Genomic DNA, 23203 nt, shown 5'->3' on the forward strand with positions numbered 1-23203 from the left:
CGGGGCGAAAGGGCGGAAACCGTGGACGTGCTGGTTTCGGTGGACCTGGAAGGGGTCGCGGGCATCGCCACGCGGCAGCAGATCGGGCCGGGCGGCCGGGACTACCCGGCGGCGCGGGAGCTGATGACCGCGGAGGCCAACGCCGCGGTGGCGGGCGCGTTCGAGGGCGGCGCGACGTCGGTGGTGGTCAACGACAGCCACGGACCGTCGGACAACCTGCTGGGCGAGCGCCTCGACCGCCGGGTCGAGTACGTGGTCGGCGAGCCCACGCCGCTCGGCATGGTGCAGGAACTGCCCACGGGCCGCGGGGTCGTGCTGTTCGTGGGCTACCACGCCGCGGCGGCGGACCCGGCCGGCGTGCTCGCGCACACCTTCAGCGGCGGCGGTTTCACCGAGGTCCGGCTCGGCGGCGCACCGATCGGCGAGGCCGAGCTGAACGCGCTGATCGCCGCCGAGCACGGCGTGCCGGTCGGCCTGGTCACCGGCGACGACGTAATCTGCGCCCACGCGGAGCGCACCTTCCCCGGCGTGGTGACCGTCGCGGTCAAGACCGCGCTCGGGCGCACCGCCGCCCGCAGCCGCCACCCGGCGGTCGCCCGCGAGGCCATCACCGCGGGTGCCGCGCGGGCCGTCCGCAACGCCGCCGCCGGTCTCCTGTCCCCACTGTCCATTCCGGACGAACTGCTGATCGAGGCCGAGCTTCGCCCGAACGGCGCCGCCGACCTGGCCGCCCGCGTCCCCGGTACCGAGCGGGTCGGCGGACGCACCGTCCGGTTCACCGCCGCCGGCCCGCGGCAGGCGCTCGACGTGCTGGAGGTCTGGGCCGCGCTCGCGGCGCACTACCCCCACCGCTGAACCGCGGCCGTTGCGCGGTCCCGCGAAACCCCCTCGGCCATGAAGGCCACCGGCACGGCCCGCGGGGTATAACGTGGCCGGGTGACACCGATCTTCCAGCTCAGCGACGACCACGTGACCGCCGAAGCCGCCCTGGACCCGGTGGCGGCGACCATCGGCGGCGTCGTGACCGATCCGTCCGCGTTGACCGATTACAGCCCCGACGGCGCCGAAGCCCGGGCCGAGCTGACTCGCCGCACGCTGGCGGCGCTGGCCGCACTGACCCCGGAGTCGGCGTCGGACCGGATCGCCGGCGCGCACCTGCGGGAGCGGCTGGAGGCGCAGCTCGCCTGGCACGATCTGGGCGAGCCGCTGCGCACGGTCCAAGCGCACTTCGGGATCCTGAACTCGGTGCACGACACCGTGGACATGCTGCCGCGCACCGGCGACGAAGACTGGCGCGTGATCGCCCGGCGGCTGGCCGGCGTCGAGACCATGCTGGACGGCTGGCGTTCGGCGCTGGGCGAAGGACTGGACCGGGGCCTGCCCGCGGCTCGGCGCCAAGCCCTGGAGACGGCCGCGCAGGCCGAGCAGTACGTGGGCAAGCACGAAGCCCTGCTGGACGGCTACGGCGAAGGCGCGCTCTCCGGCGAACTGCGCGCCGCGGCCGACGCCGCCTACCGCGGGTACTCGGGCCTGGCCGCGTACCTGCGCGAGGAGTACGCGCCGCGCGCGACGGAGGTCGACGGCGTCGGCGCCGAGCGTTACGCGGTGGGCGCGCGGCTGAGCCTGGGCGCGGACGTCGACCTGGCCGAGGCGTACGAATGGGGCTGGGCCGAGCTGGAGCGGATCGAAAGCGAGCTGGCCGAGGAAGCCGCGAGCGTGCGCCCGGGCGCGACCGTCGCGCAGGCCCAGGAACTGCTGGACGCCGCGTACAGCGTCGACGGCGAAGCGTCCTATTTGGACTGGCTGCGCGCCCGGCACGACCGCGCGCTGGAAGCGGCGGCCGAGCACTTCGACATCCCGGAGCCGCTGCGGACCCTGGACGTGACGATCGCGCACGGCTCGGCCTCCGGCGCGCCGTACTACACCGGCCCCAGCGAGGACGGCACCCGCCCGGGCCGCACCTGGTGGCCGCTGGGCGGACGGGAGCGGTTCGCCGTGTGGCGGGAGCTGACCACGGTGCTCCACGAGGGCGTGCCGGGCCACCACCTGCAGATCGGCACGGCGAAGCTGGCCGCCGACCGCGTCAGCCGCTTCGCCCGGTCCCACTCGGTCAGCGGCCACGCCGAGGGCTGGGCGCTCTACGCCGAGCGCCTGTCCGACGAACTCGGCTGGTACACCGAACCGGGCACCCGGCTGGGCATGTTGTCGGGCTCCGCGCTGCGCGCCGCCCGGGTGGTCATCGACCTCGGCGCGCACCTGGACCTCCCCCTCCCGGACGGCTCCCGCTGGAGCTTCGAGACCGCCTGCCGGGTTCTGCACGAACGCGGACTGGCCGGCCGCCACCAGGTGCACGCCGAGGTGGTCCGCTACTACGGCTGGCCGGGCCAGGCCATCTCGTACAAGCTCGGTGAACGCGCCTGGCTCCAGGCCCGCGAGGAAGCTTCGCGACGGCCGGGCTTCACCTTGCGCTCCTGGCACCGCGAAGCACTGGAGGTCGGGCCGGTCGGCCTGGCCGCCCTGCAGGAGGCACTGCGCCCGACCGCCTGAACCGGGCCGAGCCTCCGCACCCGGTCCTGGCCACCCGGCCTCGGGCGGCCAAAACCGGGCACGGGCGCCCTGCAACCGGGGCTACGGCAGCTCGGCAGTTCGGCGGCGCGGTCCCGGAGTCGCCCGGCCCGCCCCGATCCCGGGTCGTCGCCCCGGCCACGGACCGTCCCGCCATTCCGAACCGCGACCCCACGCGGATCGAGCAGAACCCCGCCTCCGCCCCGATTCCGGCTCATACCGGGGCGAACCGAACCCGCGCGAGCCCGGCCTGCGCGGGTCTCTCCTCCTGCCCGGCTACAGCACGACCTCGGCCAGCGCCTCGATGTCGGCCGGGTTGTCCGTGCCCGGGTTGAAGATCAGCTCGTCGGCGCCGAGGGCCGCGAAGTCCGAGACCGCCTGCCGCAGTTCGCCGGGGGTGGTCCGGACGCCGCCGGCGATCAGGTCCGCCAGTGCGCCGAAGTTGCTGTAGTAGTCGTGGACCTTGCCGCGGCCCTGTTCCGGGTCTCCGAGGGCGAAGTACGCGAGGGCCACCAGCCGGGGCGACCCTTCCCGGCCCGCTTCCGCCCAGGCGGCCCGGGCCTGGTCGAACGACGGCGCCACCAGCTCCGGCGGCACCGAACCGCCGACGTAGCCCTCGCCCCACTTGGCCATCCGCGCGTAGGAGGCCGGCGCCGAACCACCCAGCAGCAACGGCACCCGGCGCGTGCCCGGCGGCACCGCCGGGTTGGTGCCGCCGCCGACGGGCTCGCCGTCCCACACTTCGCGGTAGGTCTCGAGGTCGGCGTCGATCCGCTGGCCGAGTCCCCGGGGGCCCCGGCCGTCCACGACGAAGTCGTCCTCGCGGGCGCCGATGCCGAGGCCGATCGTCAGCCGGTTGCCGGAGACGCCGTCGATGCCGGCGAGTTCCTTGGCCAGCAGCACCGGCGGCCACACCGGGCCGAGCAGGACGCCGCTCAGCAGCCCGATCCGCTCGGTCGCGCCCGCGGCCGCGGCCAGCGCGACGGTGTCCAGCACCCCGGGGTAGGCCGTGCGGCCCACCGTGGCCAGCGTGGAGAACCCCGCCGCCTCGGCCCGCCGCGCCCACCCGGGCAGGACCCGGGGGGCCATGTCCCGCACCTGGTTCGGCAGGCCGATTCCGATCTTCATCCGCATTCCCCTTCGCCGTGCCGGCTGGTGTTCCCAGCCTACCGACCGGACCGGGCCGGAAGTCCCTAAGCTGTCGGGGGAATCCAGTCGCACCGGGAAAACGAGGTAGGCCGTGAAGAGCTTCCGCGAGGCGGTCGAGGCCCGTGACGCCGACGCGATCGCCGCGTCCCTGGCGGAGGACGTGGTGTTCACCAGCCCGGTCGCGTTCCGGCCGTACCCGGGGAAGGCGATCACCTCCGCGATCCTGCGCGGGGTGCTGCGGGTGTTCGAGGACTTTCGCTACGTCCGCGAGCTCAGCGGCGAGGACGGCCGCGCCCACGCCCTGGTCTTCGAAGCCCGCATCGGCGACACCCGCGTCGAGGGCGCCGACTTCCTCCACCTCGACGCCGACGGCCTGGTCGACGAGCTGACCGTGATGGTCCGCCCGCTTTCGGCCGCCCAGGCCCTGTCCGCCGCGATGGCCGCCCAGTTCGACCGGATCCAGCGCGAAGCCGCCGGCGCCTGACCCCGGGCCCCTGGGGAGCCCACCACTACCACTGTCCCGGTCAGGGGCCGCTCCCGGAATCAAGCGACGCGCAACCGCCCCACCGAGCCCGTCCACTCCACCACCCGGGGAAAGCCACACCAGGATCAAGCCTCCCGGCAGGCACCATGGAGCCATGCGGAACCCCTGGTCCGGTCTGAGCCCCCGCCGCCGTCTGCTGGTCGGCGGGGCCGGGGTCGTGGTGGTGGCCGGGCTGGTCGCCGCGGTGCTCACCGCCGCCGGGTCCGGGACCGGGCCGCGGGGCGGGCCGCCGGCGCCGGACCGGCCCGGTCCGGTGCTGCTGGTGCCCGGTTACGGCGGCGGGCGCGACGGGCTGCTGCACCTCGCCGACCGCATCCACCGGGCCACCGGGCGGGACGCGCAGGTGCTCACCCTCCTCGGTGACGGCACCGGCGATCTGGAACAGCAGGCGGGCGTGCTCGCCGACGCAGTGGAGCGCGCGTATGCGGATGGCGCGCCGTCCGTCGATGTCATCGGGTACTCGGCCGGTGGGGTCGTGGCGCGGTTGTGGGTGGCGCGGGACGGCGGGGAGCACCCGGCGCGCCGCGTCGTCACGCTCGGCGCGCCGATGCACGGGACCGATCTCGCCGCGGCCGGGGGCGCCTTGGTGCCGGGGGCGTGCCCCACGGCCTGTCAGCAGCTCGTCCCCGGCAGCCCGCTGCTCCGGCGGCTGCCGCCGTTGCCGGCCGGGCTGCCGTGGCTTTCGGTGTGGACGCAGCGCGACGAGACGGTCACCCCGCCCGAATCGGCCCGGCTCGAAGGCGCGGTGAACGTTGCGCTGCAAGGGATCTGCCCCGCCGACACCGCCGCGCACGGTGATCTGCCCACCGACCCGGCGATCACGGCGCTGGTGCTGCGGGCCATCGGCCCGGCCCCGCTGCGGGCGCCGGAGACCTGCCTCAGCTCGTGACGTCCTTCGTCGCGAAGTTCGCCCAGGAGGCGGCGAAGAAGACCACGATGTAGCCCGCCTGCAGCAGCAGACCGTGGTCGATGGTGCGCCACACCACGGGATCCCGGAAGAAGTCGATCCACGACAGCCAGTAGTGCGTGGGCAGGTACGGCTTCACCGGACCGGCCGCGTCGAGCGTCTCCAGCACCGAACTGGTGATCAGCACGGCCAGACCGCCGAGCGCGGCGCCCAGCGCGGAATCGGTCAGCGTGGACAGGAACAGGGTGATCGCGGCGAAGCCGAGCATCGACAGCACGACGTAGGTGACCGCGCCGAGCAACCGCAACGCGAGCCCCGAGGAGCTGAGCGAGGTGCCGGACAGCGAAACCGCGGGAGCCGCCGGCCCACCCGGGCCCGCCACCGGCCCACCGGTGCCGAACAGGACCACGCCGATCACCAGCGAGGTCAGCACCACGATGACGATCGCGCCGGTCACGTACACCGCCAGCGCCACCAGCTTCGCCGCGAGCAGCCGGATCCGCCCCGACGGCCGGACCAGCAGGTACCGCAACGTCCCGCCGGCCGCCTCGCCCGCCACCGCGTCACCGGCCACCACGGCCACGGCGATGGGCAGGAACAGCGGCAGCACCAGGGCGAGCGCGGCGGCCGGGAACAGCGAACCGTCGCTGACCACCGCGGACAGGAAGGCCCCGCCCTGCCCCGGCGGCGGCGCGAAGTCCGCCGTGGCCAGGAAAACGCCGACGATCGCGGGCAGCAGGCAGAGCAGCAGGACGCTCACCCAGACCCGCGGCCGCAGCACCAGCTTCCGCAGTTCGACGCCGATCACCGGTGGTCCTCCCGACCGGCCGCGCGGACCCGCGACCACCGCAGCGAATCCCACCACGGCGAGCTCCCCCGCTCAGCCTCGATCACCGGCCACCTCCCCAGCCGACCGGCCCCACGACCACTCCCCCACCGGCCGAGCCCCACCCGGCCCCGAACACCGGCGGTCCGACCCCAAGACCACCCCACCCGACCACCCCACCCGCGGACCACCCGGCCGCGCCCCATTCCTCGGCCCCTGCCACCGGCCGCCGCCCGGACGGACCCGGCCACCCGGCCGCTCGGATTCACGGGCACCACACCCGCCAGCGCCGTTCGAGCCCCCACCACCGGCCGCCTCCGGGGCAGCCCGATCACCCGGCCACCCGGATTCACGGGCACCACACCCGCCAGCGCCATTCGAGCCCCCACCACCGGCCGCCTCCGGGGCAGCCCGATCACCCGGCCACCCGGATCCACGGACACCACACCCGCCAGCGCCATTCGAGCCCCCACCGCCAGTCGCCTCCGGGGCAGCCCGATCACCCGGCCACCCGGATCCACGGACACCACACCCGCCAGCGCCATTCGAGCCCCCACCGCCAGTCGCCTCCGGGGCAGCCCGATCACCCGGCCACCCGGATCCACGGACACCACACCCGCCGGGGCCATTCGAGCCCCCACCGCCGGCCGCCTCCGGGGCAGCCCGATCACCCGGCCACCCGGATCCACGGACACCACACCCGCCGGGGCCATTCGAGCCCCCACCACCGGCCACTTCCGGGGCAGCCCGGCCGACCGCCTGCTGCACCGGCCGCAGGCCCGGATCCGGTGAGGCGGCCCCGGTCACCGGTGGTCCCCGAAGCGGTCGGACCCGGCGCCGGTCACGTTGAGGACCACCTGTTCCAGCGTCCGGCGCTCGGCCTGCAGCGAGGTCACCGGCACTCCGCCGGCGACCAGCAGGGCGTTCAGCTCCGCCGGGTCGTCGTGGCGGACCAGGAGGCGGTCGCCGTCGCGGTGTTCCACGCGGCCGTCCAGGACCGCGACGGCCGCCGCGGCGTCCGGGGTGCCGAGCAGCACCCGTCCGGTCTCCGCGCGCAGGGCGGTCAGGTCGTCCTCCAGCACCAGCCGGCCGCGGTCCACGACGCCGACGCGGGTGCACAGCTGCTCGATCTCGGCCAGCAGGTGGCTGGACAGGAACACCGTGGTGCCGTGGTCGTTCAACTCGACCAGCAGTTCGCGGATCTCCCGGATGCCCTGCGGGTCCAGTCCGTTGGTGGGCTCGTCGAGCACCAGCAGCCGGGGCCGGTTGAGCAGCGCGCCCGCGAGGCCGAGCCGCTGGCGCATGCCGAGCGAGTACGCCTTCACCGGACGCCCGTCGACCCCGGAGAGCCCGACGCGCTCCAGCGACTCCTCGACCCGGCGGCGGCGCGTGCGCCGGGCTCCGCCGCGGCCGGTGGCGTCGAGCAGGGCCAGGTTGCGGCGTCCGGACAGGTGGGGGTAGGCGCCGGGGCCTTCGACCAGCGCGCCGACCTCCGGCAGCACCTCCGAGGCCCGCTTCGGCATGGGACGGCCGAGCAGCTCGATCTCGCCGCTGGTGGCGTAGACCAGTCCCAGCAGCATCCGCACCAGCGTGGTCTTGCCGGAGCCGTTCGGGCCGAGGAAGCCGTAGCGGTCGCCCTCGCGCACCTCCAGGTCGACGGCGTCGACCGCCAGCGTGCGGCCGTATCGCTTGGTCAGCGCGTGCGTGACGATCACCGGCCGCTCCGGCGGAGCCGGGCCAGGTCGCCACCGGCCGAGGCCAGGACCGAGGTCGCCACCGGGCCCGCCAGCAGGTACGCCCGGCGCGTGCCGGGCGGGCGGACGACGGCCAGCGAAAGCGGGGTGATCGACAGCAGCACAGCGTCGCCCGACGCGGTTCCGCCGGCTTTCGACGCGGCGTCGGCGGCGGCGTCCGCGACGTTGCGGGGCACGCCGACGGCGGCGAAAGCGGACAGTCCCGAGCCGTACAGCGCCGCGCCCGAGACCCCGCCGAGTTCCGCCTGGCTCACCGGCTTCCCCGCGAGGGTGCCGGGCAGCCGGGTCCGCCCGAACGCGCCGAGGGCCCGGGAGATGTCCGGCGCGTCGGTCACGGTGAAGCCGCTGCCGGGGGCCGGACGCGGCGTGGTGACCGCCTGCGGGCCCTGGTCGAGATCTTCGAAACCGGTTACCAGCACGGGGTTGCGCTGCCCGCGCGCGGTCACCTCGACCCGCACGGGCAGCCCGCTGACCGGATCGGCCCAGACGTCGACCTGCCCGATCGTGGTGTCCGGGTCGGCGGGCACGAGCCGCAGCCCGGACGCGTCGACGCCCGCGATCCGGCGTGCGGGCAGCGTGCGCACGGCCTCGCCCGGCGCCGAGCGCAGGATCCACCGGGCGAGCTGCGGCGGCAGCAGATCGCTCGCGCGCGGGAGCCGCACGGTGGGGCGCCCGGCCAGTTCGGTGAGCATGTTCGTGCCGTAGTCCCAGGTGTACTCTCCCTCGGGCAGCCGGTAGAGGTCGTGCTCGCCCGCGGTGGTCAGGGTGGCCACGCGGTACCGGTCCGGCCCCGCGTACCAGGCGCGCACCGTGGTGGTGCCGGCGAACAGGGCCGAGACGTCGGCGAGGTCCGGCAGCTCGGGCAGCGCCAGCGAGCCGGTGCTCCGCGCTTCGCCGGAGTACGCGACCGTGTCCGAACGCTGCACCAGGTCCCGCAGCCGCCCGGCGTCGATCGAGTTCCCGGACGGCCCGACGGCCCCGGCGACCAGCGGCGCGGCGACGAGCAGCAGCGCCACCCCGGCCACCCCCGCCCATCGCCACCACCGCTCACGCCGCACGACCGACACGGGCATCACCTCTGGGTCCCTTTGTACGCCACGCCAAGCCGGTGATCGGTTGCCAACTCCTTACGGATCCCCGCCGGCGGGAGTGACGCGGACCACAAAGATCGAGTCGGGCATTTCGCTCACCGTGCGCACTCGGCTGATCGCGCAGTGCCAAGCTGGGGCCCGGAAACCCGGAGGAGAGGGGCACCGATGACCGAAACGCACGAGCAGTGGGACATCGTCAGCGGCGTGGGCCTGACCGCGCTGGCGGTCGCCTCGGCGCGGGCGATCGCGACCGGCCGCCCGGACGGGCTGGTCGAAGACCCGTTCGCGGCCGCGTTCGTGCGCGCGGCGAACCCGCCGAAGCCGATGCCGACCGGTCCGGAGGGGGCCGGGGGCGACGAGGTGTGGACCGCGATGGCCACGTACATGGACTTGCGCTCGCGCTTCTTCGACGACCTCCTCGCCGGCTCCGCTGCGCCGCAGGTGGTCATCCTGGCGGCCGGGCTCGACGCGCGCGCCTACCGGCTGGACCTGACCGGCCGCGACGTCTACGAGGTGGACCAGCCGCGCGTGCTCGCGTTCAAGCAGGACGTGCTCGACGGCCTGGGCGCCCGCCCGCGCTGCCACCGGCACCCGGTGGCCACCGACCTGCGCGAGGACTGGCCCGCCGCGCTGGCCGAGGCCGGTTTCGACCGGTCCCGGCCCACCGTGTGGCTGGTCGAAGGGCTGCTGCCCTACCTGCCCCCCGACGCCGAGGAACAGCTGTTCGAGATCGTGCACGCCCGCTCCGCGCCCGGCAGCCGGATCGGCATCGAGCAGATCCTCGACGGCGGCGCCGAAGAGCTGGCCCAGGTGATGCGCCAGATGAAGGCCGCGGACCTGGTCGGCATCGACCTGGACGGGCTGCTCGACACCGCCCCGCGCCGCGACCCCGCGACCTGGCTGCGCGGACAGGGCTGGACGGTGCACTCGATGTCCGTCGACGAGGCGGCCGCCGGCCACGGCCGGACCCTGCCCGCCGGCCTCGGCCACATCATCCCCCGCCCCGGCCTGACCACCGCCGACCTGCCCCGGTAGCGGTCCGCTGCACGACGAGCGGTCGCCGTGGCCGCCCGCGCTCAGCGCCGGTCGGTGCCAGCGCCGGTCTGTGTCAGGCAGCGCCGGTCAGCCGATGGCCGGGCCCGAACGGTCCGGCCGCGGGAGCGGCTCAGAGCACGGCGAGCCGGTCCAGCAGTCGTTCGGCCTGGCCGATCTCCGGGCTCAGCGGGTGGTCCTCGGCGATGTGGGGCAGGCTGCCCACGGCCAGGCGGAAGGCTTCGCGCAGCGGGGTGTCCGGGAGGTCGGTTCCGGCCAGGCGCAGGGCGCGGACCGCGGCGAGCAGCTCGCACGCCAGCACCGTGCGGTAGGCGGCGGTGGCGGCCACGGTGCTGCGCACGGCGTGGGTCGAGAAGCTCGCGTGGTCCTCCAGCCCACGGGAGATGACCGCGGTGCCGAGGGTGACCGGGGAGGCCGCGTGGCGCAGCGTGCCCAGGGCGTCGTGGGCGACGTACTCGAGGATCATGATGCCCGAGCTGCCCGGAGGGCCTTCGCTGAGGAACGGCGGCAGTCCGCTGAGGTCCGGCTCCACCAGGTCGCCGAGGCGGGCGGTGGACAGCTCGGCGACGTGGTGCAGCGCCGCGCGGAGGTGGTCGAACGCGAGGGCGACGTGGGCGGTGGAGAACTGGCCGTGGTGGTAGGCCTGCTGGGTCTCGATGTCGATCAGCGGGTTCTCCGCGGCGGCGTTGAGGTCGATGCCGAGCACCCGCTCCACGGCGGCCGCGGCGTCCAGCGCCGGGCCCTGGACCTGCGGGAAGGCCCGCAGTCCGAAGGGGTCCTGCAGCCGACGGCCCTCGGGCGGGTCGCCGGCGGCGGTGATCAGGCGGCGCAGTTCGGCGGCGCAGCGGACGGCGCCGGGGTGCGGGCGGGCGGCGTGCACGCGTTCGGAGTACGCCTCGGCCGAACCGCCGAGGGCGCAGAAGGTCAGGGCGGTGACCACGTGGCTCGCGGCGAGCAGGCGGGTCAGGTCGTGCCAGGCGAGCACGGCCTCGGCCAGGGTGGCGGCGTTGCTGGAGATGAACGCGAGCGCGTCGCCGGGGCTGATCGCGAGCGGGTCGAGCTCGCCCGCCGCCCACGGCAGCTCGCCGGCCAGGGTCAGCGCGATCTCGGCCAGCGCGGTGAGGTCGCCGGTGCCGATCGCGCCGCGGGAGTGCACCAGCGGCAGCGCACCGACCCGCAAGGCCGTGGCCAGCGCCTCCAGCAGCCGCGGGTGCACCCCGCTGCCACCGGCCGCGAGCTGGTTGAGGCGGATCGCCATCACCGCGCGCACCGCGTCGTCGGGCAGCGGCTCGCCGGTGCCGCTGGCGTGGCTGCGCAGCAGGCGCAGGCCGTGGTGGTCGGCCGACTCCGGGTCGACCACGGTGTGCCGGTTCGCGCCGACGCCGGTGGTGCGGCCGTACACGGCGCGCTTGGCCCCGAGCTCGACCGCCAGCTCGTACCCCTGCCCGGCCCGCGCCAGGGCCTCCGGCGCCAGCTCGATCCACGCGCTGCGCCGCGCCACACGGACCACATCGGCGCACCGGAGCCCGGCCCCGCTGATCTCGATCCGGCTGGTGTCGGTCATGGCCATCCCTCTTGACAAGTTTTCATTCATTCTTATTGTGACATGAAACTATTCATTCTCCTCGATGGCAAGGCACGAGGTCCAGGACGGAGGTCGGGGTGTCCCGGTCGCTGCACGAACTGCTCACCGCCCACCGGCTGACCCCGGCGCAGCGGCGCATCGCCAGCTACCTGGCCGACCACGCGGCCGACGCCGCCGCGCTCACCAGCGGCGAGCTGGCGGAATACGCCCAGGTCAGCCAGCCGTCGGTGACCCGGTTCGTCGCGCTGCTCGGGTTCGACGGCTACGCCGGGTTCCGCCGCTACCTCCGCGACGCCTCGGCCGCGCCCGGGCCCGCGGCGGGCGGCACCAAGTTCCAGGACGCCATCGACGCCGACTTGCGCAACCTCACCGCGCTGCGGGCGCAGCTGGCCGACGACACCCGGCTGCGCGGGATCGCCGCCGCCCTGATGGAATCCCGCCCGCTGGTCGTGGCGGGCTACCGGGTCTCGGCCGCGCTGGCCGCGTCCTTCGCCTACCTGGCCACCAAGATCCACCCGGACGTCCGGCTGCTCACCGACTCCGGCAGCGTCTTCGGCGACTCCCTGCGCCACGCCGACCGGTGTGGCGCGCGGACCCTGGTCGTGGTCGCGCTCCCCCGGTACCCGCGGGAGAGCGCCGCCGCTCTCGAACAGGCCCGCGCGCTGGGCCTGCACACCCTGTTGATCACGGACCGGCCCGTCTCGGCCCTCACCCCGCGGGCCGACGACGTGCTGAGCGCGGCGGTCGCCTCCGAGTTCGTGTTCGACTCCCACGCCGCGGTCGTCTCCCTCACCGTGGCGCTGGTCGAGGCGATGGCCGACGCGGCCGGCGCCCTGGCCCGGCAACGACTGGAAGGTTTCGAAGACTATGCCGCAGAGCAAGACCTCTTCCTCCCCGAGTGAGGGGGACGAGGCGACGGCGTTCGACGACGTCCCGCTCAACCGCTTCCACCTCCGCATCACGGCCCTGACCTTCTGCGCGAACTACTCCGACGGCTACGAGCTGGGCATCATCAGCATCGCCCTGCCGGTGATCGCGGCCCAGCTCGGCTTCGGCCCGGTGTGGGAGGGGCTGCTCGGCGCGTCCGCGCTGATCGGGATCTTCCTCGGCAGCATCGTGGTGGGCTGGGCCGCCGACAAGGTCGGCCGGCAGCGGCTGTACACAGTGGACTTCCTGCTGATCGCCCTGGCCTCGGCCGCGGAGTTCTTCGTGCACAGCCCGGCGGAGCTGTTCGTGCTGAGGCTGCTGATCGGCATCGGGATCGGCGCGGACTACGCGCTCGGCCCCACCCTGGTGGCCGAGTTCGTGCCGCGCCGGTACCGGGGCGGGCTGCTGGCCTCGCTCACCGTGCTGTGGACCGTGGGCTACGTGGCGGCGTTCTTCTTCGGCAACTACCTGATCTCCTTCGGCGGCGACTCGTGGCGCTGGCTGCTGGCCTCGAGCAGCGTGCCCGCGATCGCCGTGGTGCTGCTGCGCATCGGCGTGCCGGAGTCGCCGCGGTGGCTGCTCACCCAGGGCCGGGTCGAGCAGGCGCGGGCCGTGGTGCGCCGCCTCGGCGGCGACACCGGCGCGTTCGAATCGCTGGTCCGTGGTCACCGCGCGGTGCGGCGGGTGTCCTACCGGGAGCTGTTCGGCCCGAAGTACCGCCGCGCCACCGCGTTCGGCGCGATCTTCTACAACGCGCAGGTGGTGCCGTACTTCGCCATCTACACCTTCCTGCCGCTGGTGCTGCTGAAGATCGGCATCGGCGAGGAGGACACCACCAGCGACGGGCTGCTGAACCTGTTCCTGCTCGCGGGCAGCCTCGGCGGACTGTGGCTGGTGGCCAAGTCGAGCCGGCGCGGGCTGACCATCTGGTCGTTCGTGGTGCTGATCGCGTCCATGGCACCGATGGCGGTCTGGCCGGACGCCCCGACCGCGCTGCTGTTCCCGCTGTTCCTGGTCTTCACCTTCACCATGTCGGCGGCGGTGAACCTCGACCAGGTCTACCCGCCGGAGCTGTTCCCGACCGACCTGCGCAGCTCCGGCGTCGGCCTGCTCAACGGCCTGAGCCGGATCGGCTCGGCCATCGGCACGTTCCTGCTGCCGCTCAGCCTGGACGGGATCGGCTTCTCCCCCACCATGCTGATCCTCACCGTGGTACTGGGAATCGGGCTGGTGGTGTCGGTGAAGTGGGCGCCGGAGACGAAGAACTCCGCACTGGACTGAGCGGGTCGGGCGGCGGAAACAGCCGCGGTAGGTCGGATCGACCCCGGCGACCTCCCCGCCTACGAGGCCGCGGCCATCGCGGCCGGTGTCGTGTTCGCCCCGGTGACGACGGTGGCCAGCACCTCGCCCGGCAGGTCGTGCACGGCGATGGCGGCGAGCCCGGCCGCGCCCGCGGGTTCCGGCAGCACGCCGAGGGTGGCCAGCGCGGTGCGCATCGCTGCGAGCATGGCCGCGTCGTCCACGACCACCATGTCGTCGACCAGCGGGCGCATGCGGTTCACCGATTCCGGGACCGGTGAACTGACCGCGATGCCCTCCGCGAAGGTGTCCGCACGTCCGGTCGGCATCACTCGGCCGGCTCGCCAGCTGTTGATCATGCTCACCGCGCCCTTCGCGCACACCCCGACGATGCGGGTGCGCGGGGCGTGCTCCTTGATCCACCGGGCGACGCCGGTGATCAGAGCGCCGTCACCGACCGGCAGCACGACCGTGTCGATCTCGCCGGCGGCGAGAAGCTCCACCCCGATGGTGCCCGCGCCCTCCGAGATGCGCGGGTGCCGGCCGTCCTCGACGAAGACGCTGCCCTCATGCGCGGCGGCGTACTCACGAGCGGCTTCCTTGGCCCGGCCGTCGCCGGCCTCGTGCACGCGCACGCCGTAGGAGGCCATCCTGGTCAGCTTCACCGGACTGATGCCCGCGGGAACGAACACCTCCGCGCTCAGCCCGTGCCTGGCCGCCGCGTAGCCGATGGCCTGGCCGAAGTTCCCGGTCGACCCGCACACCAGGCGGGTGCCCGGCTCGAACTCGCGGGCCAGCAGGTCGGCCCCCCGGCCCTTGAAGCTGCGTAACGGGTTCAGGGTTTCGATCTTGACCAGCACCCGCCTGCCGAGCGCGGCACAGAGCTGCTCGTCGACGAACTGCGGCGTGGTGAGGAACACCGGATCGATCAGGCTCGGGGCTTCCGCGATCCGGGTGAGGTCGAGGTCCATACCGTGCATGTGCGGGCCTTCCGGGTCGATGGATCTTCGGGCCGGAGTCCCCATGACCACGGTGGGAACGCTGGACGTTCCGCGAGCCGCGTTGACGACGACCGCCGGCCAAGCCGACAGTAGAGTGACGGGCAGTGACCGCGATTGAAAGTTTTACCGCTGCTGCGCAAAATTGTTGCATGACCTTTCGGCCGGATTCCCTCGATCACCACCTGCTGCGGCTCATGCAGGAGGACTCCGGACGCACGCTGCGCGAGTTCGGCGACCAGGTCGGCCTGTCACCCAGCGCGGTCCACCGGCGAATCCGCGGCTACCGCGCGGCCGGCGTCATCGCCCGCGAGGTCGCCGTGCTCGACCCGGCCGCCCTCGGCCCCGCCACCCTCGCCGTCGTCCTGGTGACGCTCGACCGCGAGTCCGCGGAGCACCACGCCGGGTTCCGCGCGCGCATGCTGGCCGAGCCCCAGGTCCAGCAGTGCTACGACCTGGCCGGTCCATGGGACTACCTCGTCGTGCTGGTCACCGGAAACCTCGCCGAATGCCGCACGCTGTCGGACCGGCTGTTCATGGACGACCGGAACGTGCGCCGCTACGACACCCTGCCGGTGCTCGACCCCATCAAGACCAGCCTGGCCGTCCCGCTGCCCAAGCCGTAGCGGCGAGGCGGCCGAGGCCCGGTGCCGCCAGCAGAGGTAACGGTTTCTCGCCGCTCCCGCCTGAAGCCGGCAACCTCTTCGCCCAGCGCGACCAGGTCGGATTGGGCCCGCGCTGACGGGCCGTCGAGGCCGGGTCACCGGAACAGGCACCCGCCGATGCCGACCCCAGCGCATGCCCTCGGGCGAAGACGGTGAGCTCACCCGCCGCCGCGGCGACCCTGGCGGCGGATCCCGCCCAGGCTTCGCCCACCGGCGATCAGGCCCCGCGCTCGACCGCCGCGGCCAGCTCGGGCACCACCGCGTCGAGCGCGAACGGGATGCTCAGCACCGACGGGAAGGCCATCGCGATCGCGGTGCCCTGATCCAGCCCCACGTACGAACCGCGTTTGACCGCGGGCAGGGCCTGGAAGAGCGGGTTGGCCTCGAGGTCCGCGCGGCCCTTCGCACTGCTGAAGCTGAGGATCAGCACGTCGGCGTCGAGCAGGTCGAGCCGCTCGGGGGAGATCTGCGAACGGCCGGGGGTGGCCGAGGCCGGCAGGTTCCGCACCTTCGGCGAAAGCTCGAGCCCAAGCTGCGAAAAGAACCTCGCCCCGGCGTCGGCCTCGCTGCTGATCGTGTAGATCCCGCCCGAGGACGCCGGCCCGAAGGTGAAGGTCTTCCCGGCGAACTCCGGGTGCCCCGCCTGGGCCGCCGCGATTTTCGCCGCGACCTGCCGGACCAGCTCGTCGGCCCGCGGGCGCCGGCCGAGCGCGTCGCCGGTGCGCTGCGCCATTTCCTGCCAGCCGTCCTTGCCGGGGCCGTTGAGGTACCCCAGCGTCGGCGCGATCTCGGTCAGCTTCGGGTAGTCGCCGGTGAGGTCGTAGTCGTCGGCGGCCAGGATCAGGTCCGGCCGCGCGGCGGCGATCTTCTCCAACGGAAGCCCGGTCTGGGCGAAGACGTCTTCGACCCCCGCGCCGGGTTTCGCCCAGGACGCCAGGCCCTTGGCGAAGACGGGGTTGCGCACCGACAGCACCGGGCCCGCGCCGAGGGCGAGGGCGAGATCGGTGTCGCGCAGGTAGCCGCAGGCGACGACCCGCTTCGGCGGCGCCTTCAGCGTCGTCGGGCCGAGCCGTCCGGGCAGGGTGACCGGGAACCCGGCCGCCTCGGCGGGGACCGCGGAGTCGCGCGTCCCGGAGCCGCAGCCCGCCAGCACCAGCGCCGCTCCGGCGGAGCCGAGCAGAAGACCGCGACGGGACAGGCTCATGGGGACCCTCCTCCGGGTGGATCGGCGAACGCCGAAGTTAACTTAGCCTAACCAATCACCGACCGGCCTCGGCCCATCCCAGCCCGGCCGGGCCCCCCTTACCCGCGACGACCGCGAGCAAGGAGGCCCGGCCGGATTGCGAGAGCGAGGAATCAGCCGAAGCTGACCGGGATGAACACGTCGGCGGTGCGGTCGTTCGCCGCCACGTGGTCCCGGCGCGTGACGATCGCGCAGGTGACGGCCTCGTCACCGCAGTCGAGCCCGCTGTTCGCCCGGGCGATGCGGATCTTGGTGGTGAACGAGCCGTTCGCGGCGATCGGTGAGGTGGCGCCGGGCGAGTTGCTCACCCAGGCCGACGGCCCGACCCCGGTACCGCCCTGCCCGTCGCCCCCGGCGCACGGGCCCGGCTTGGCGCCGTAGCTGTAGTCCGCGGGCACCGCGCACAGCGCGACGTAGTAGCCCTTCGCCGCGTCGTAAGCGCTGCCGGTGACGGTGATCGTCTCACCCGCGGCGGCGAGGCCGGTGGCGTTGGAGGCCGAGAGGGTCAGACCGTTGTGCGTGGCGTTGCCGGAGGCAGCGGACGCGGGCGAGACGGCCAGTCCCGCCGCCGTTGCCGCGACCGCGGTAACCAGGGCAGCACGCAGCAGCACGGATCTCTTCGACATGTCAGGAAGTCCTTCCATCACAACGAAGTAACAGCATTAGGTAAGGCTTACCTACGCATTAGCAATATGGTTAGGCTTGCCTAATGTTGTCAAGGGGGTTGCTGCCCGCTGCGGTCCTGCTCACGTCGGTGCTGCTGTCCGGATGCGCGGCGCCGGCCGCGAGCCCGGCCGGACCGGCCGCCGGACCGCGCCCACCGCTCACGGACCTGCGACCGCCGCCGGACCCGAGGTCGTTCACCGGACCGGCCACGGCCGCGCTCGGGCAGCCGGACATCGTCGCGCCGCCGGCACCGGTCCAGCACCTGCCGGTCACGGTCACCGACCACCAGGGCACCCGCGTCACGGTCACCGACACCAGCCGGATCCTCGCCTTCGACCTGGCCGGCACGCTGGCGGCGACGGTGTTCGGCCTCGGCCTCGGCGGCCGGGTGGTGGGCCGCGACGTTTCGACCGCGTTCCCGTCCGCGCGGAACCTCCCGCTGGTCACGCACAACGGGCACCAGCTCAACGCGGAGGCGATCCTCGCGCTGCGCCCGACGGTGGTGCTGACCGACACGACGATCGGCCCGTGGGACGCGGTGTTGCAGCTACGCGACGCGCACGTGCCGGTGGTCGTGCTGGATCCGAAGAGGACGATCGACACCGTCGGCCGCCTCGTGCGCGAAGTCGCGGACGCGCTCGGCGCCCCGGCCGCCGGGGACCAGCTCGCGAACCGGCTGAACGGCGAGATCACCGCGAAAAAGGCCGAGATCGCGAAGCTCGTCCCGGCCGACCCGGCGCGCCGGCTGCGGATCGTCTTCCTCTACCTGCGCGGGCAGGCCGGCGTCTACTACCTGTTCGGCGGCGGCTCGGGGGCCGATTCGCTGATCGACGCGCTCGGCGGCCGGGACGTGGCCACCGAGGCCGGGGTGGAGGGCATGCGGCCGGTCAACCCCGAGGCGCTGGTGAAGGCCGGGCCCGACGTGATCCTGGTGATGACCAAGGGCCTCCAGAGCGTCGGCGGGGTCGGCGGCGCGTTGCGCGTGCCCGGAGTCGCGCAGACCCCGGCCGGGCTGCACCACCGGTTCGTGGACATGGACGACGCGCAGATCCTGAGCTTCGGCCCGCACACCGCCGACGTACTGGACGCCCTCGCCCGCACCCTCTACTCCCCCGGTGCCGCCGGATGAGCCGGAAGGTCCGGGTCACAACGCTGTTCGTGGTGCTCGCCGCCGCCACCGTGGCGGTTTCCCTGGTCTCCGCGGGCTCCGGCCAGTTCGCGGTGCCGCTGGGCGATGTCGCCGCCTCGCTCGCCCACCGCGCCGGCCTCGGACCGGGCCTGGCCGACCCGTTCGCCGAAGGCACGCTGTGGCAGGTCCGGTTCCCGCGGGTGGTGCTCGCGCTGCTGGTCGGCGCGGTGCTCGGGGTGTCCGGCGCGGTGATGCAGGGGGTGTTCGGCAACCCGCTGGCCGAGCCCGCGGTGGTCGGCGTGTCCTCGGGCGCCGCGGTCGGGGCGAGCGTGTCCATCGTGTCCGGGGCGACCTTCCTCGGCGCGTTCACCACGCCCGCGCTCGGTTTCACCGGCGGGCTGGTGACCACGCTCGGCGTCTACGCCCTGGCTCGTTCCCGCGGACGGTCCGAAGTGGTCACGCTGATCCTCACCGGAGTGGCGGTGAACGCGGTGGCGAGCGCGGTCATCTCGTTCACCCTGTTCGCCGGGGACCAGGCCGCGCGGGAGCAGATCGTGTTCTGGCAGCTCGGTTCGCTGTCCTCGGCGCGCTGGCCGTACGTGGTGACGCTGCTGCCGTTCGCGGTCGCCGGCACCGCCGTGGCCACCACGCTTTCGCGGCGGCTCGACCTGCTCGCCCTCGGGGAACGGCCCGCGCGGCACCTCGGCGTGAACGTCGAAGCCCTGCGGCTGACCGCGATCGTGGCCGTGGCGCTGATGGTGTCGGCGGCGGTTTCGTACTCGGGCGTCATCGGGTTCGTCGGGCTGATCGTGCCGCACGCGGTCCGGATGCTGACCGGCCCCGGGCACCGGGTGCTGATCCCGGCTTCGCTGCTGGCGGGCGCGCTGCTGCTGAGCGGGGCGGACCTGGCCGCGCGCACCCTGTTCGACTACGCCGACCTGCCCCTGGGCATCCTCACCGCGCTGGTGGGCGGCCCGTTCTTCTTCTGGCTGCTGCTGCGCACGCGGCGCCGGGCGGGCGGGTGGGCATGAGCCGCCGCACCGCCGCGCTGCCCGAGCGCCCCGAACCGGGCGCGACAGCCGCCGAGCTGTCCGGGGTCTCCTATGCGGTGGACGGGAAATCCTTGCTGCAGGACGTTTCCCTGGATCTGTGGGCGGGCGAGGTGCTGGCCCTGGCCGGCCCGAACGGCGCGGGCAAGTCCACCGCGCTGGCCCTGCTGTCCGGCGACCTGACCCCGGACCGGGGCACGGTGCGCGTGCAGGGTGCCGCCGTGGACTCGTGGTCCACAATGGACCTGGCTCGCCGCCGTTCGGTGCTGCCGCAGCAGCACGCGGTGACTTTTCCCTTCACCGTGGCGGAAGTCGTGCGGATGGGCCGCACGCCGTGGGCGGGCACGCCGGCCGAGGCGGGCGACGACCAGGCCGTCGCCCGCGCGCTGGCCGCCACCGACCTGACCGGGTTCGCCGGCCGCCGGTTCACCACGCTCTCCGGCGGCGAGCAGGCGCGAGCGGCCCTTTCGCGGGTGCTGGCCCAGGACACCGGCGTGCTGCTGCTCGACGAGCCGACCGCCGCCCTGGACCTCCGCCACACCGAACAGGTGCTCGCGATCGCCACCACCCGCGCAGCCGCCGGCGACGCCGTACTGGTGGTCCTGCACGACCTCGGCCTGGCCGCCGCCCACGCCGACCGCGTGGCCCTGCTCTCCGCCGGACGGCTGGCCGCCCTCGGCCCGCCCGCGCAGGTGCTGACCGAAGACCGGCTGAGCGAGGTCTACCGCCACCCGGTGGAGGTCTTCCCCCACCCGCGCACCGGTCGTCCGGTGGTCCTGCCCTACCGGCCGTCCGGTGCGGCACCCCCGGCAGCCCATCCGCCGGGGATGCCGCACCGGGCCGTCGGGGTCCACCGGCCAGCCCAGCCTGGGCAACCGATTCAGTCCCACCAACCGACCCAGCCCTACCAGCCAGCCCAACCCCACCAGCCAGCCCAGCCTCACCAACCAGCCCGGCCCCACCAGTCCGCCCAGCCGGACCCGGTCCACCGGCCGGACCGGCCGGTCCCACCTTCCGAATCCCGTCAACCAGCCGAGGAGAGCTGATGCGCAAACCCCCCTTCACCGCGCTGGCGGCCGTGTCCCTGGCGGCGCTGCTCGCCGGTGGCCCCCTCGCCGCGGTGGCCGTCGCGGCTCCGGCGGCTGCGGTCCAGCCCGCCGCGGTCCCGGCTGCTGCGGTCCCGGCTGCTGCGCCCCCGGCCGCCGCGGTCCGGGTCACGCCCGCCACGGCCGATCCCGACTACGCGACCGTGCTCGAGGTCCGCGGTTCCGGGTTCCAGTCCGTGCCCCGGGGGTTCGGTGGCGTCTACCTGCTGTTCGGCTGGGTGGCCGGTGGCGCGTGGCCGCCCAGCCAGGGCGGGGCGTCGGGCGCCACCTACCGGTACGTGCCGGACGAGGAGGCCAAGGACAACCGCGGCTTCCAGCGGTTCATCTCCTTCCCCGGCGGGGAGACCGCGGCCTCGGCCAACGGCGGTGAGATGACCGCCGACGGCTCGTGGAGCACTCGGCTCGTCGTGCCCGGGGCGCGGTTCAAGGCGACCGACCGCGACGGCCACGTCGTGGACGTCGACTGCCTCGAGACCCGCTGCGGGCTGATCACGGTCGGCGCGCACGGGGTGGCGAACGCGAACAACGAGACGTTCACCCCCGTTTCCTTCGCGGCGCCGCAAGCCCGGAAACCCGTCACGAGCAGCGCGCCCACGCCGACGCCGCCGAGCAGCAGTACCGCGCCGCCGCCCGCCTCCAGTGCGCCGCCGAGCCCGTCGGCCGCGCCGGTCTCGTCCACTGTGGACACCACACCGCCCGCCGTGCGACCGGCCGCGGCCGGGTCCTCGGACCGCACCTGGTGGATCTACGCCGGCATCGGGGCCGTGGTCGTGCTGGCCGCGGTCCTCACCCCGCTCCTGCTGCGGCGCCGCCGCCGGCCCGGAGCCGATCAGGAAGGCAACGATATCCCGTGACCGTACGCAGATGGGCGGGCGTCCTGCTCGCCGCCGCCCTGCTCGGCGGGCTGTCCACCGCCCCCGCGGTGGCCGCCGAAGGCCCGAAGGTGACCGTCGCCCCGGCCACCGGTCTCGACCCGGCGGGCACGTCGATCACCGTCAAGGGCACCGGCTTCGACCCGGATGCCAACGGCGGCAAGGGTTACGGTGTGCGCATCGGCCCGCCCAAGGCCGACGTGCGCGACCGGCTCGGCACCGGGTTCCAGGTGGCGAAGCTGATCACCAGGACCCCGGTCGGCACCCAGCTGCCCCTGGGCGCGGACGGGAGCTGGACCCTGCAGGTCACGGTCAAAGCCGAGTACACCAGCGGCAAGACCACCTACAACGCGAAGGCCCAGCCGTTCGACGTCCACGTCTTCGGCTGGGACACCCCGGACCTGACCTGGGACAGCGTGACCCCGCTGAGCTTCACCGGCGGTGCCGCCCCCGCCCCCGGCACGCCCGGCCTGCGCTGGGGCCTGGACCAGTCCTGGCGCGGCTACCTCAGCCGGTCCGCCGGGACCACCACCCCCTCGAACGGCGTGCTCGCCGCCGAGCCCGGGTCCTACACCTGGCCGTTCGTGAAGTCCGGTTACGACCCGGCGAGCGGGAAGGGCACCGTCTCCTTCGGCGGCCGGGTCGCGTTCGCGCTCCGATCGCATCAGATCTGGGACTTCGGCTTCGCCGAGCCGGAGGTCACCTTCCGCGGCGACGGCACCGGCACGCTCAGCGGCACCGTCAACTACTCCCTCCACGGCACGCAGGACGCGCCGGAGCAGGTCCGCGAAGCCGCGCCGGTGGTGTTCGCGGAGCTGAAGTTCGCCGGGGCACCGCGGCAGCAGGGGGACACCGTGGTCGCCGACCTCGCCTCGGCCACGCTGACCGGCTCGGGCGCCGCGGCGTTCGCGGGCTTCCACCGGGCCGGTGATCCGCTCGACACCGGGCAGCTCGTCTTCCCCGGACAGGCCGGGACGCCGTCCACGAGCACCCCGCCGCAGTCCTGCGTGCTGCCGCCCGGAGCGCTCGCGCAAGGGGATCTGGTGTGGGGCTTCAAGAAGAGCTTCCGCCAGTACGTCAGCGCCGGCCGCGGCAACCGGATCACCGCCTCCGACGGCGCGGAGATCACCACGGCCGACGCGGTGGCGAACTCGGCCGTCCCGTCCGGTGCCTACCGGTTCACGCTGAAGTCGGGGCAGTACACCTCGGCGACCGAGTTCACCGCGCAGTTCGCCGGCAAGGTCACCTTCGCCTACCCGGCGCACTTCTTCACCCTCTCCCTGGCCAACCCGAAAATCCAGGTGGCTCAAGGGAAAGGCACGCTGTACGCGGACGCCGAGCTGGCCACCACCGCGGGCGCGCCGTCCCTGCCGGTCAGCCGGCCCGGTGCGGCACTGGCGACCCTCGACCTGTCGGCCGCCCACCGCGAGACCGGCACCGGGCTGCTCACCGTCTCCGGGATCGGCGCCGTGCTCAACCGGACCGACGTGTTCGCCGAGTTCTACCAGGGTGGTGAGGTCCTGGACGAACCCTCGGTGACGCTGGCCGCGGACTGCGCGCGGCTGCCCGCCGCGGGCGGGAACGGTCCCGCAGGCACCGGCACCGGCCCCGGCGGGGCCGCCGACCTGGTCCCCGACGTCGCGTTCCGGCCCGGCGAGCTGGCCAACACCGGCACCGCCCTCGGCCCGCTGTGGTGGGGAGCGGCCCTGCTGCTGGCCGGCGGCGCGCTGGTGCTGTCCGCCCGCCGCGGCCGCAGGGCTTCGTGACCCCGCGCC

General features: G+C 74.2%; 21 protein-coding genes. 13 read left to right on the forward strand and 8 right to left on the reverse strand.

The window, feature by feature from the left end; all coding sequences use genetic code 11:
- Window positions 1-21: 21 nt before the first annotated feature.
- Entirely contained in the window at window positions 22-855 is an 834-nt protein-coding gene (locus NYF13_RS20880) for a M55 family metallopeptidase (protein WP_315658988.1), read from the forward strand.
- Between the two features lie 81 nt (window positions 856-936).
- Window positions 937-2547 (forward strand): DUF885 domain-containing protein, encoded by a 1611-nt coding sequence (locus NYF13_RS20885; protein WP_315658989.1) that lies wholly within the window; start codon window positions 937-939, stop codon window positions 2545-2547.
- Between the two features lie 294 nt (window positions 2548-2841).
- On the opposite strand, the gene NYF13_RS20890 is transcribed toward NYF13_RS20885, so the two are convergent.
- Window positions 2842-3693 (reverse strand): LLM class flavin-dependent oxidoreductase, encoded by an 852-nt coding sequence (locus NYF13_RS20890; protein WP_315658991.1) that lies wholly within the window; start codon window positions 3691-3693, stop codon window positions 2842-2844.
- 112 nt (window positions 3694-3805) lie between these two features.
- Here NYF13_RS20890 and NYF13_RS20895 point away from each other — a divergent pair, with 112 nt between their 5' ends.
- Both NYF13_RS20895 and NYF13_RS20900 read left to right on the forward strand, forming a co-directional pair.
- Window positions 3806-4198, forward strand: coding sequence for a nuclear transport factor 2 family protein (locus NYF13_RS20895; RefSeq protein ID WP_315658993.1), 393 nt, complete (start codon window positions 3806-3808; stop codon window positions 4196-4198).
- A gap of 154 nt (window positions 4199-4352) precedes the next feature.
- The gene (locus NYF13_RS20900) at window positions 4353-5147 is read left to right on the forward strand and encodes a lipase (protein ID WP_315658995.1); all 795 of its coding nucleotides are present in this window, start codon (window positions 4353-4355) and stop codon (window positions 5145-5147) included.
- Here NYF13_RS20900 and NYF13_RS20905 read toward each other — a convergent pair.
- The 3 genes from NYF13_RS20905 to NYF13_RS20915 all read right to left on the reverse strand — a co-directional run bounded on the left by NYF13_RS20905 (window position 5137) and on the right by NYF13_RS20915 (window position 8818).
- Window positions 5137-5973 carry an ABC transporter permease gene (locus tag NYF13_RS20905; RefSeq protein WP_315658996.1) on the reverse strand — a complete coding sequence of 279 codons (837 nt, stop codon included), beginning with the start codon at window positions 5971-5973 and terminating at the stop codon, window positions 5137-5139. The two genes, NYF13_RS20900 and NYF13_RS20905, sit on opposite strands and share 11 nt — an antisense overlap.
- A gap of 821 nt (window positions 5974-6794) precedes the next feature.
- Window positions 6795-7706: an ABC transporter ATP-binding protein gene (locus tag NYF13_RS20910; protein ID WP_315658998.1), complete on the reverse strand. Its 912-nt coding sequence runs from the start codon at window positions 7704-7706 to the stop codon at window positions 6795-6797.
- On the reverse strand, window positions 7703-8818 hold the full coding sequence (locus tag NYF13_RS20915) for a hypothetical protein (RefSeq protein ID WP_315658999.1): 1116 nt from the start codon (window positions 8816-8818) through the stop codon (window positions 7703-7705). The genes NYF13_RS20910 and NYF13_RS20915 overlap by 4 nt, the downstream gene beginning before the upstream one ends.
- 183 nt (window positions 8819-9001) lie before the next feature.
- Here NYF13_RS20915 and NYF13_RS20920 point away from each other — a divergent pair, with 183 nt between their 5' ends.
- On the forward strand, window positions 9002-9871 hold the full coding sequence (locus NYF13_RS20920; RefSeq protein ID WP_315659000.1) for an SAM-dependent methyltransferase: 870 nt from the start codon (window positions 9002-9004) through the stop codon (window positions 9869-9871).
- A gap of 130 nt (window positions 9872-10001) precedes the next feature.
- Here NYF13_RS20920 and NYF13_RS20925 read toward each other — a convergent pair whose 3' ends face one another.
- On the reverse strand, window positions 10002-11453 hold the full coding sequence (locus NYF13_RS20925; protein ID WP_315659001.1) for an aromatic amino acid ammonia-lyase: 1452 nt from the start codon (window positions 11451-11453) through the stop codon (window positions 10002-10004).
- A gap of 98 nt (window positions 11454-11551) precedes the next feature.
- Between NYF13_RS20925 and NYF13_RS20930 the strand changes: the two genes are divergently transcribed.
- A complete protein-coding gene (locus NYF13_RS20930; RefSeq protein ID WP_315659002.1) occupies window positions 11552-12376 on the forward strand; it encodes a MurR/RpiR family transcriptional regulator in 825 nt (274 codons plus the stop codon).
- The gene (locus NYF13_RS20935) at window positions 12342-13682 is read left to right on the forward strand and encodes an MFS transporter (RefSeq protein WP_315659003.1); all 1341 of its coding nucleotides are present in this window, start codon (window positions 12342-12344) and stop codon (window positions 13680-13682) included. Before NYF13_RS20930 ends, NYF13_RS20935 begins: the two co-directional genes overlap by 35 nt.
- A 59-nt stretch (window positions 13683-13741) precedes the next feature.
- Here NYF13_RS20935 and NYF13_RS20940 read toward each other — a convergent pair whose 3' ends face one another.
- Window positions 13742-14671, reverse strand: coding sequence for a PLP-dependent lyase/thiolase (locus NYF13_RS20940; protein WP_315660380.1), 930 nt, complete (start codon window positions 14669-14671; stop codon window positions 13742-13744).
- Window positions 14672-14850: 179 nt separating this feature from the next.
- Here NYF13_RS20940 and NYF13_RS20945 point away from each other — a divergent pair, with 179 nt between their 5' ends.
- On the forward strand, window positions 14851-15324 hold the full coding sequence (locus NYF13_RS20945) for an Lrp/AsnC family transcriptional regulator (protein ID WP_315659005.1): 474 nt from the start codon (window positions 14851-14853) through the stop codon (window positions 15322-15324).
- A gap of 256 nt (window positions 15325-15580) precedes the next feature.
- On the opposite strand, the gene NYF13_RS20950 is transcribed toward NYF13_RS20945, so the two are convergent.
- Window positions 15581-16567, reverse strand: coding sequence for an ABC transporter substrate-binding protein (locus tag NYF13_RS20950; RefSeq protein ID WP_315659006.1), 987 nt, complete (start codon window positions 16565-16567; stop codon window positions 15581-15583).
- Between the two features lie 152 nt (window positions 16568-16719).
- Window positions 16720-17232 carry a hypothetical protein gene (locus NYF13_RS20955; RefSeq protein WP_315659007.1) on the reverse strand — a complete coding sequence of 171 codons (513 nt, stop codon included), beginning with the start codon at window positions 17230-17232 and terminating at the stop codon, window positions 16720-16722.
- An 83-nt stretch (window positions 17233-17315) separates the two neighbouring features.
- Here NYF13_RS20955 and NYF13_RS20960 point away from each other — a divergent pair, with 83 nt between their 5' ends.
- Genes NYF13_RS20960 through NYF13_RS20980 form a run of 5 tightly spaced genes read left to right on the forward strand, consistent with a single transcriptional unit; the run spans window position 17316 to window position 23194 of the window.
- On the forward strand, window positions 17316-18401 hold the full coding sequence (locus NYF13_RS20960; RefSeq protein WP_315659008.1) for an ABC transporter substrate-binding protein: 1086 nt from the start codon (window positions 17316-17318) through the stop codon (window positions 18399-18401).
- Window positions 18398-19432, forward strand: a complete 1035-nt coding sequence (locus NYF13_RS20965) for an iron ABC transporter permease (RefSeq protein ID WP_315659010.1) — start codon at window positions 18398-18400, stop codon at window positions 19430-19432. The genes NYF13_RS20960 and NYF13_RS20965 overlap by 4 nt, the downstream gene beginning before the upstream one ends.
- Window positions 19429-20496 carry a heme ABC transporter ATP-binding protein gene (locus tag NYF13_RS20970; protein WP_315659012.1) on the forward strand — a complete coding sequence of 356 codons (1068 nt, stop codon included), beginning with the start codon at window positions 19429-19431 and terminating at the stop codon, window positions 20494-20496. Before NYF13_RS20965 ends, NYF13_RS20970 begins: the two co-directional genes overlap by 4 nt.
- A complete protein-coding gene (locus tag NYF13_RS20975) occupies window positions 20496-21410 on the forward strand; it encodes a hypothetical protein (protein ID WP_315659013.1) in 915 nt (304 codons plus the stop codon). The genes NYF13_RS20970 and NYF13_RS20975 overlap by 1 nt, the downstream gene beginning before the upstream one ends.
- Window positions 21407-23194, forward strand: a complete 1788-nt coding sequence (locus tag NYF13_RS20980) for an HtaA domain-containing protein (RefSeq protein WP_315659015.1) — start codon at window positions 21407-21409, stop codon at window positions 23192-23194. Before NYF13_RS20975 ends, NYF13_RS20980 begins: the two co-directional genes overlap by 4 nt.
- Window positions 23195-23203 lie beyond the last annotated feature (9 nt).

The sequence above is a fragment of the Amycolatopsis sp. PS_44_ISF1 genome (assembly GCF_032335455.1).
GTDB lineage: Bacteria > Actinomycetota > Actinomycetes > Mycobacteriales > Pseudonocardiaceae > Amycolatopsis.

Coding starts and splice junctions, on each gene's coding strand:
- NYF13_RS20890 (WP_315658991.1), bottom strand. CDS start 3,693: ATGAAGATCGGAATCGGCCTGCCGAACCAGGTGCGGGACATGGCCCCC.
- NYF13_RS20900 (WP_315658995.1), top strand. CDS start 4,353: ATGCGGAACCCCTGGTCCGGTCTGAGCCCCCGCCGCCGTCTGCTGGTC.
- NYF13_RS20915 (WP_315658999.1), bottom strand. CDS start 8,818: ATGCCCGTGTCGGTCGTGCGGCGTGAGCGGTGGTGGCGATGGGCGGGG.
- NYF13_RS20920 (WP_315659000.1), top strand. CDS start 9,002: ATGACCGAAACGCACGAGCAGTGGGACATCGTCAGCGGCGTGGGCCTG.
- NYF13_RS20925 (WP_315659001.1), bottom strand. CDS start 11,453: ATGACCGACACCAGCCGGATCGAGATCAGCGGGGCCGGGCTCCGGTGC.
- NYF13_RS20935 (WP_315659003.1), top strand. CDS start 12,342: ATGCCGCAGAGCAAGACCTCTTCCTCCCCGAGTGAGGGGGACGAGGCG.
- NYF13_RS20940 (WP_315660380.1), bottom strand. CDS start 14,671: ATGGACCTCGACCTCACCCGGATCGCGGAAGCCCCGAGCCTGATCGAT.
- NYF13_RS20945 (WP_315659005.1), top strand. CDS start 14,851: ATGACCTTTCGGCCGGATTCCCTCGATCACCACCTGCTGCGGCTCATG.
- NYF13_RS20950 (WP_315659006.1), bottom strand. CDS start 16,567: ATGAGCCTGTCCCGTCGCGGTCTTCTGCTCGGCTCCGCCGGAGCGGCG.
- NYF13_RS20955 (WP_315659007.1), bottom strand. CDS start 17,232: ATGTCGAAGAGATCCGTGCTGCTGCGTGCTGCCCTGGTTACCGCGGTC.
- NYF13_RS20960 (WP_315659008.1), top strand. CDS start 17,316: ATGTTGTCAAGGGGGTTGCTGCCCGCTGCGGTCCTGCTCACGTCGGTG.
- NYF13_RS20965 (WP_315659010.1), top strand. CDS start 18,398: ATGAGCCGGAAGGTCCGGGTCACAACGCTGTTCGTGGTGCTCGCCGCC.
- NYF13_RS20970 (WP_315659012.1), top strand. CDS start 19,429: ATGAGCCGCCGCACCGCCGCGCTGCCCGAGCGCCCCGAACCGGGCGCG.
- NYF13_RS20975 (WP_315659013.1), top strand. CDS start 20,496: ATGCGCAAACCCCCCTTCACCGCGCTGGCGGCCGTGTCCCTGGCGGCG.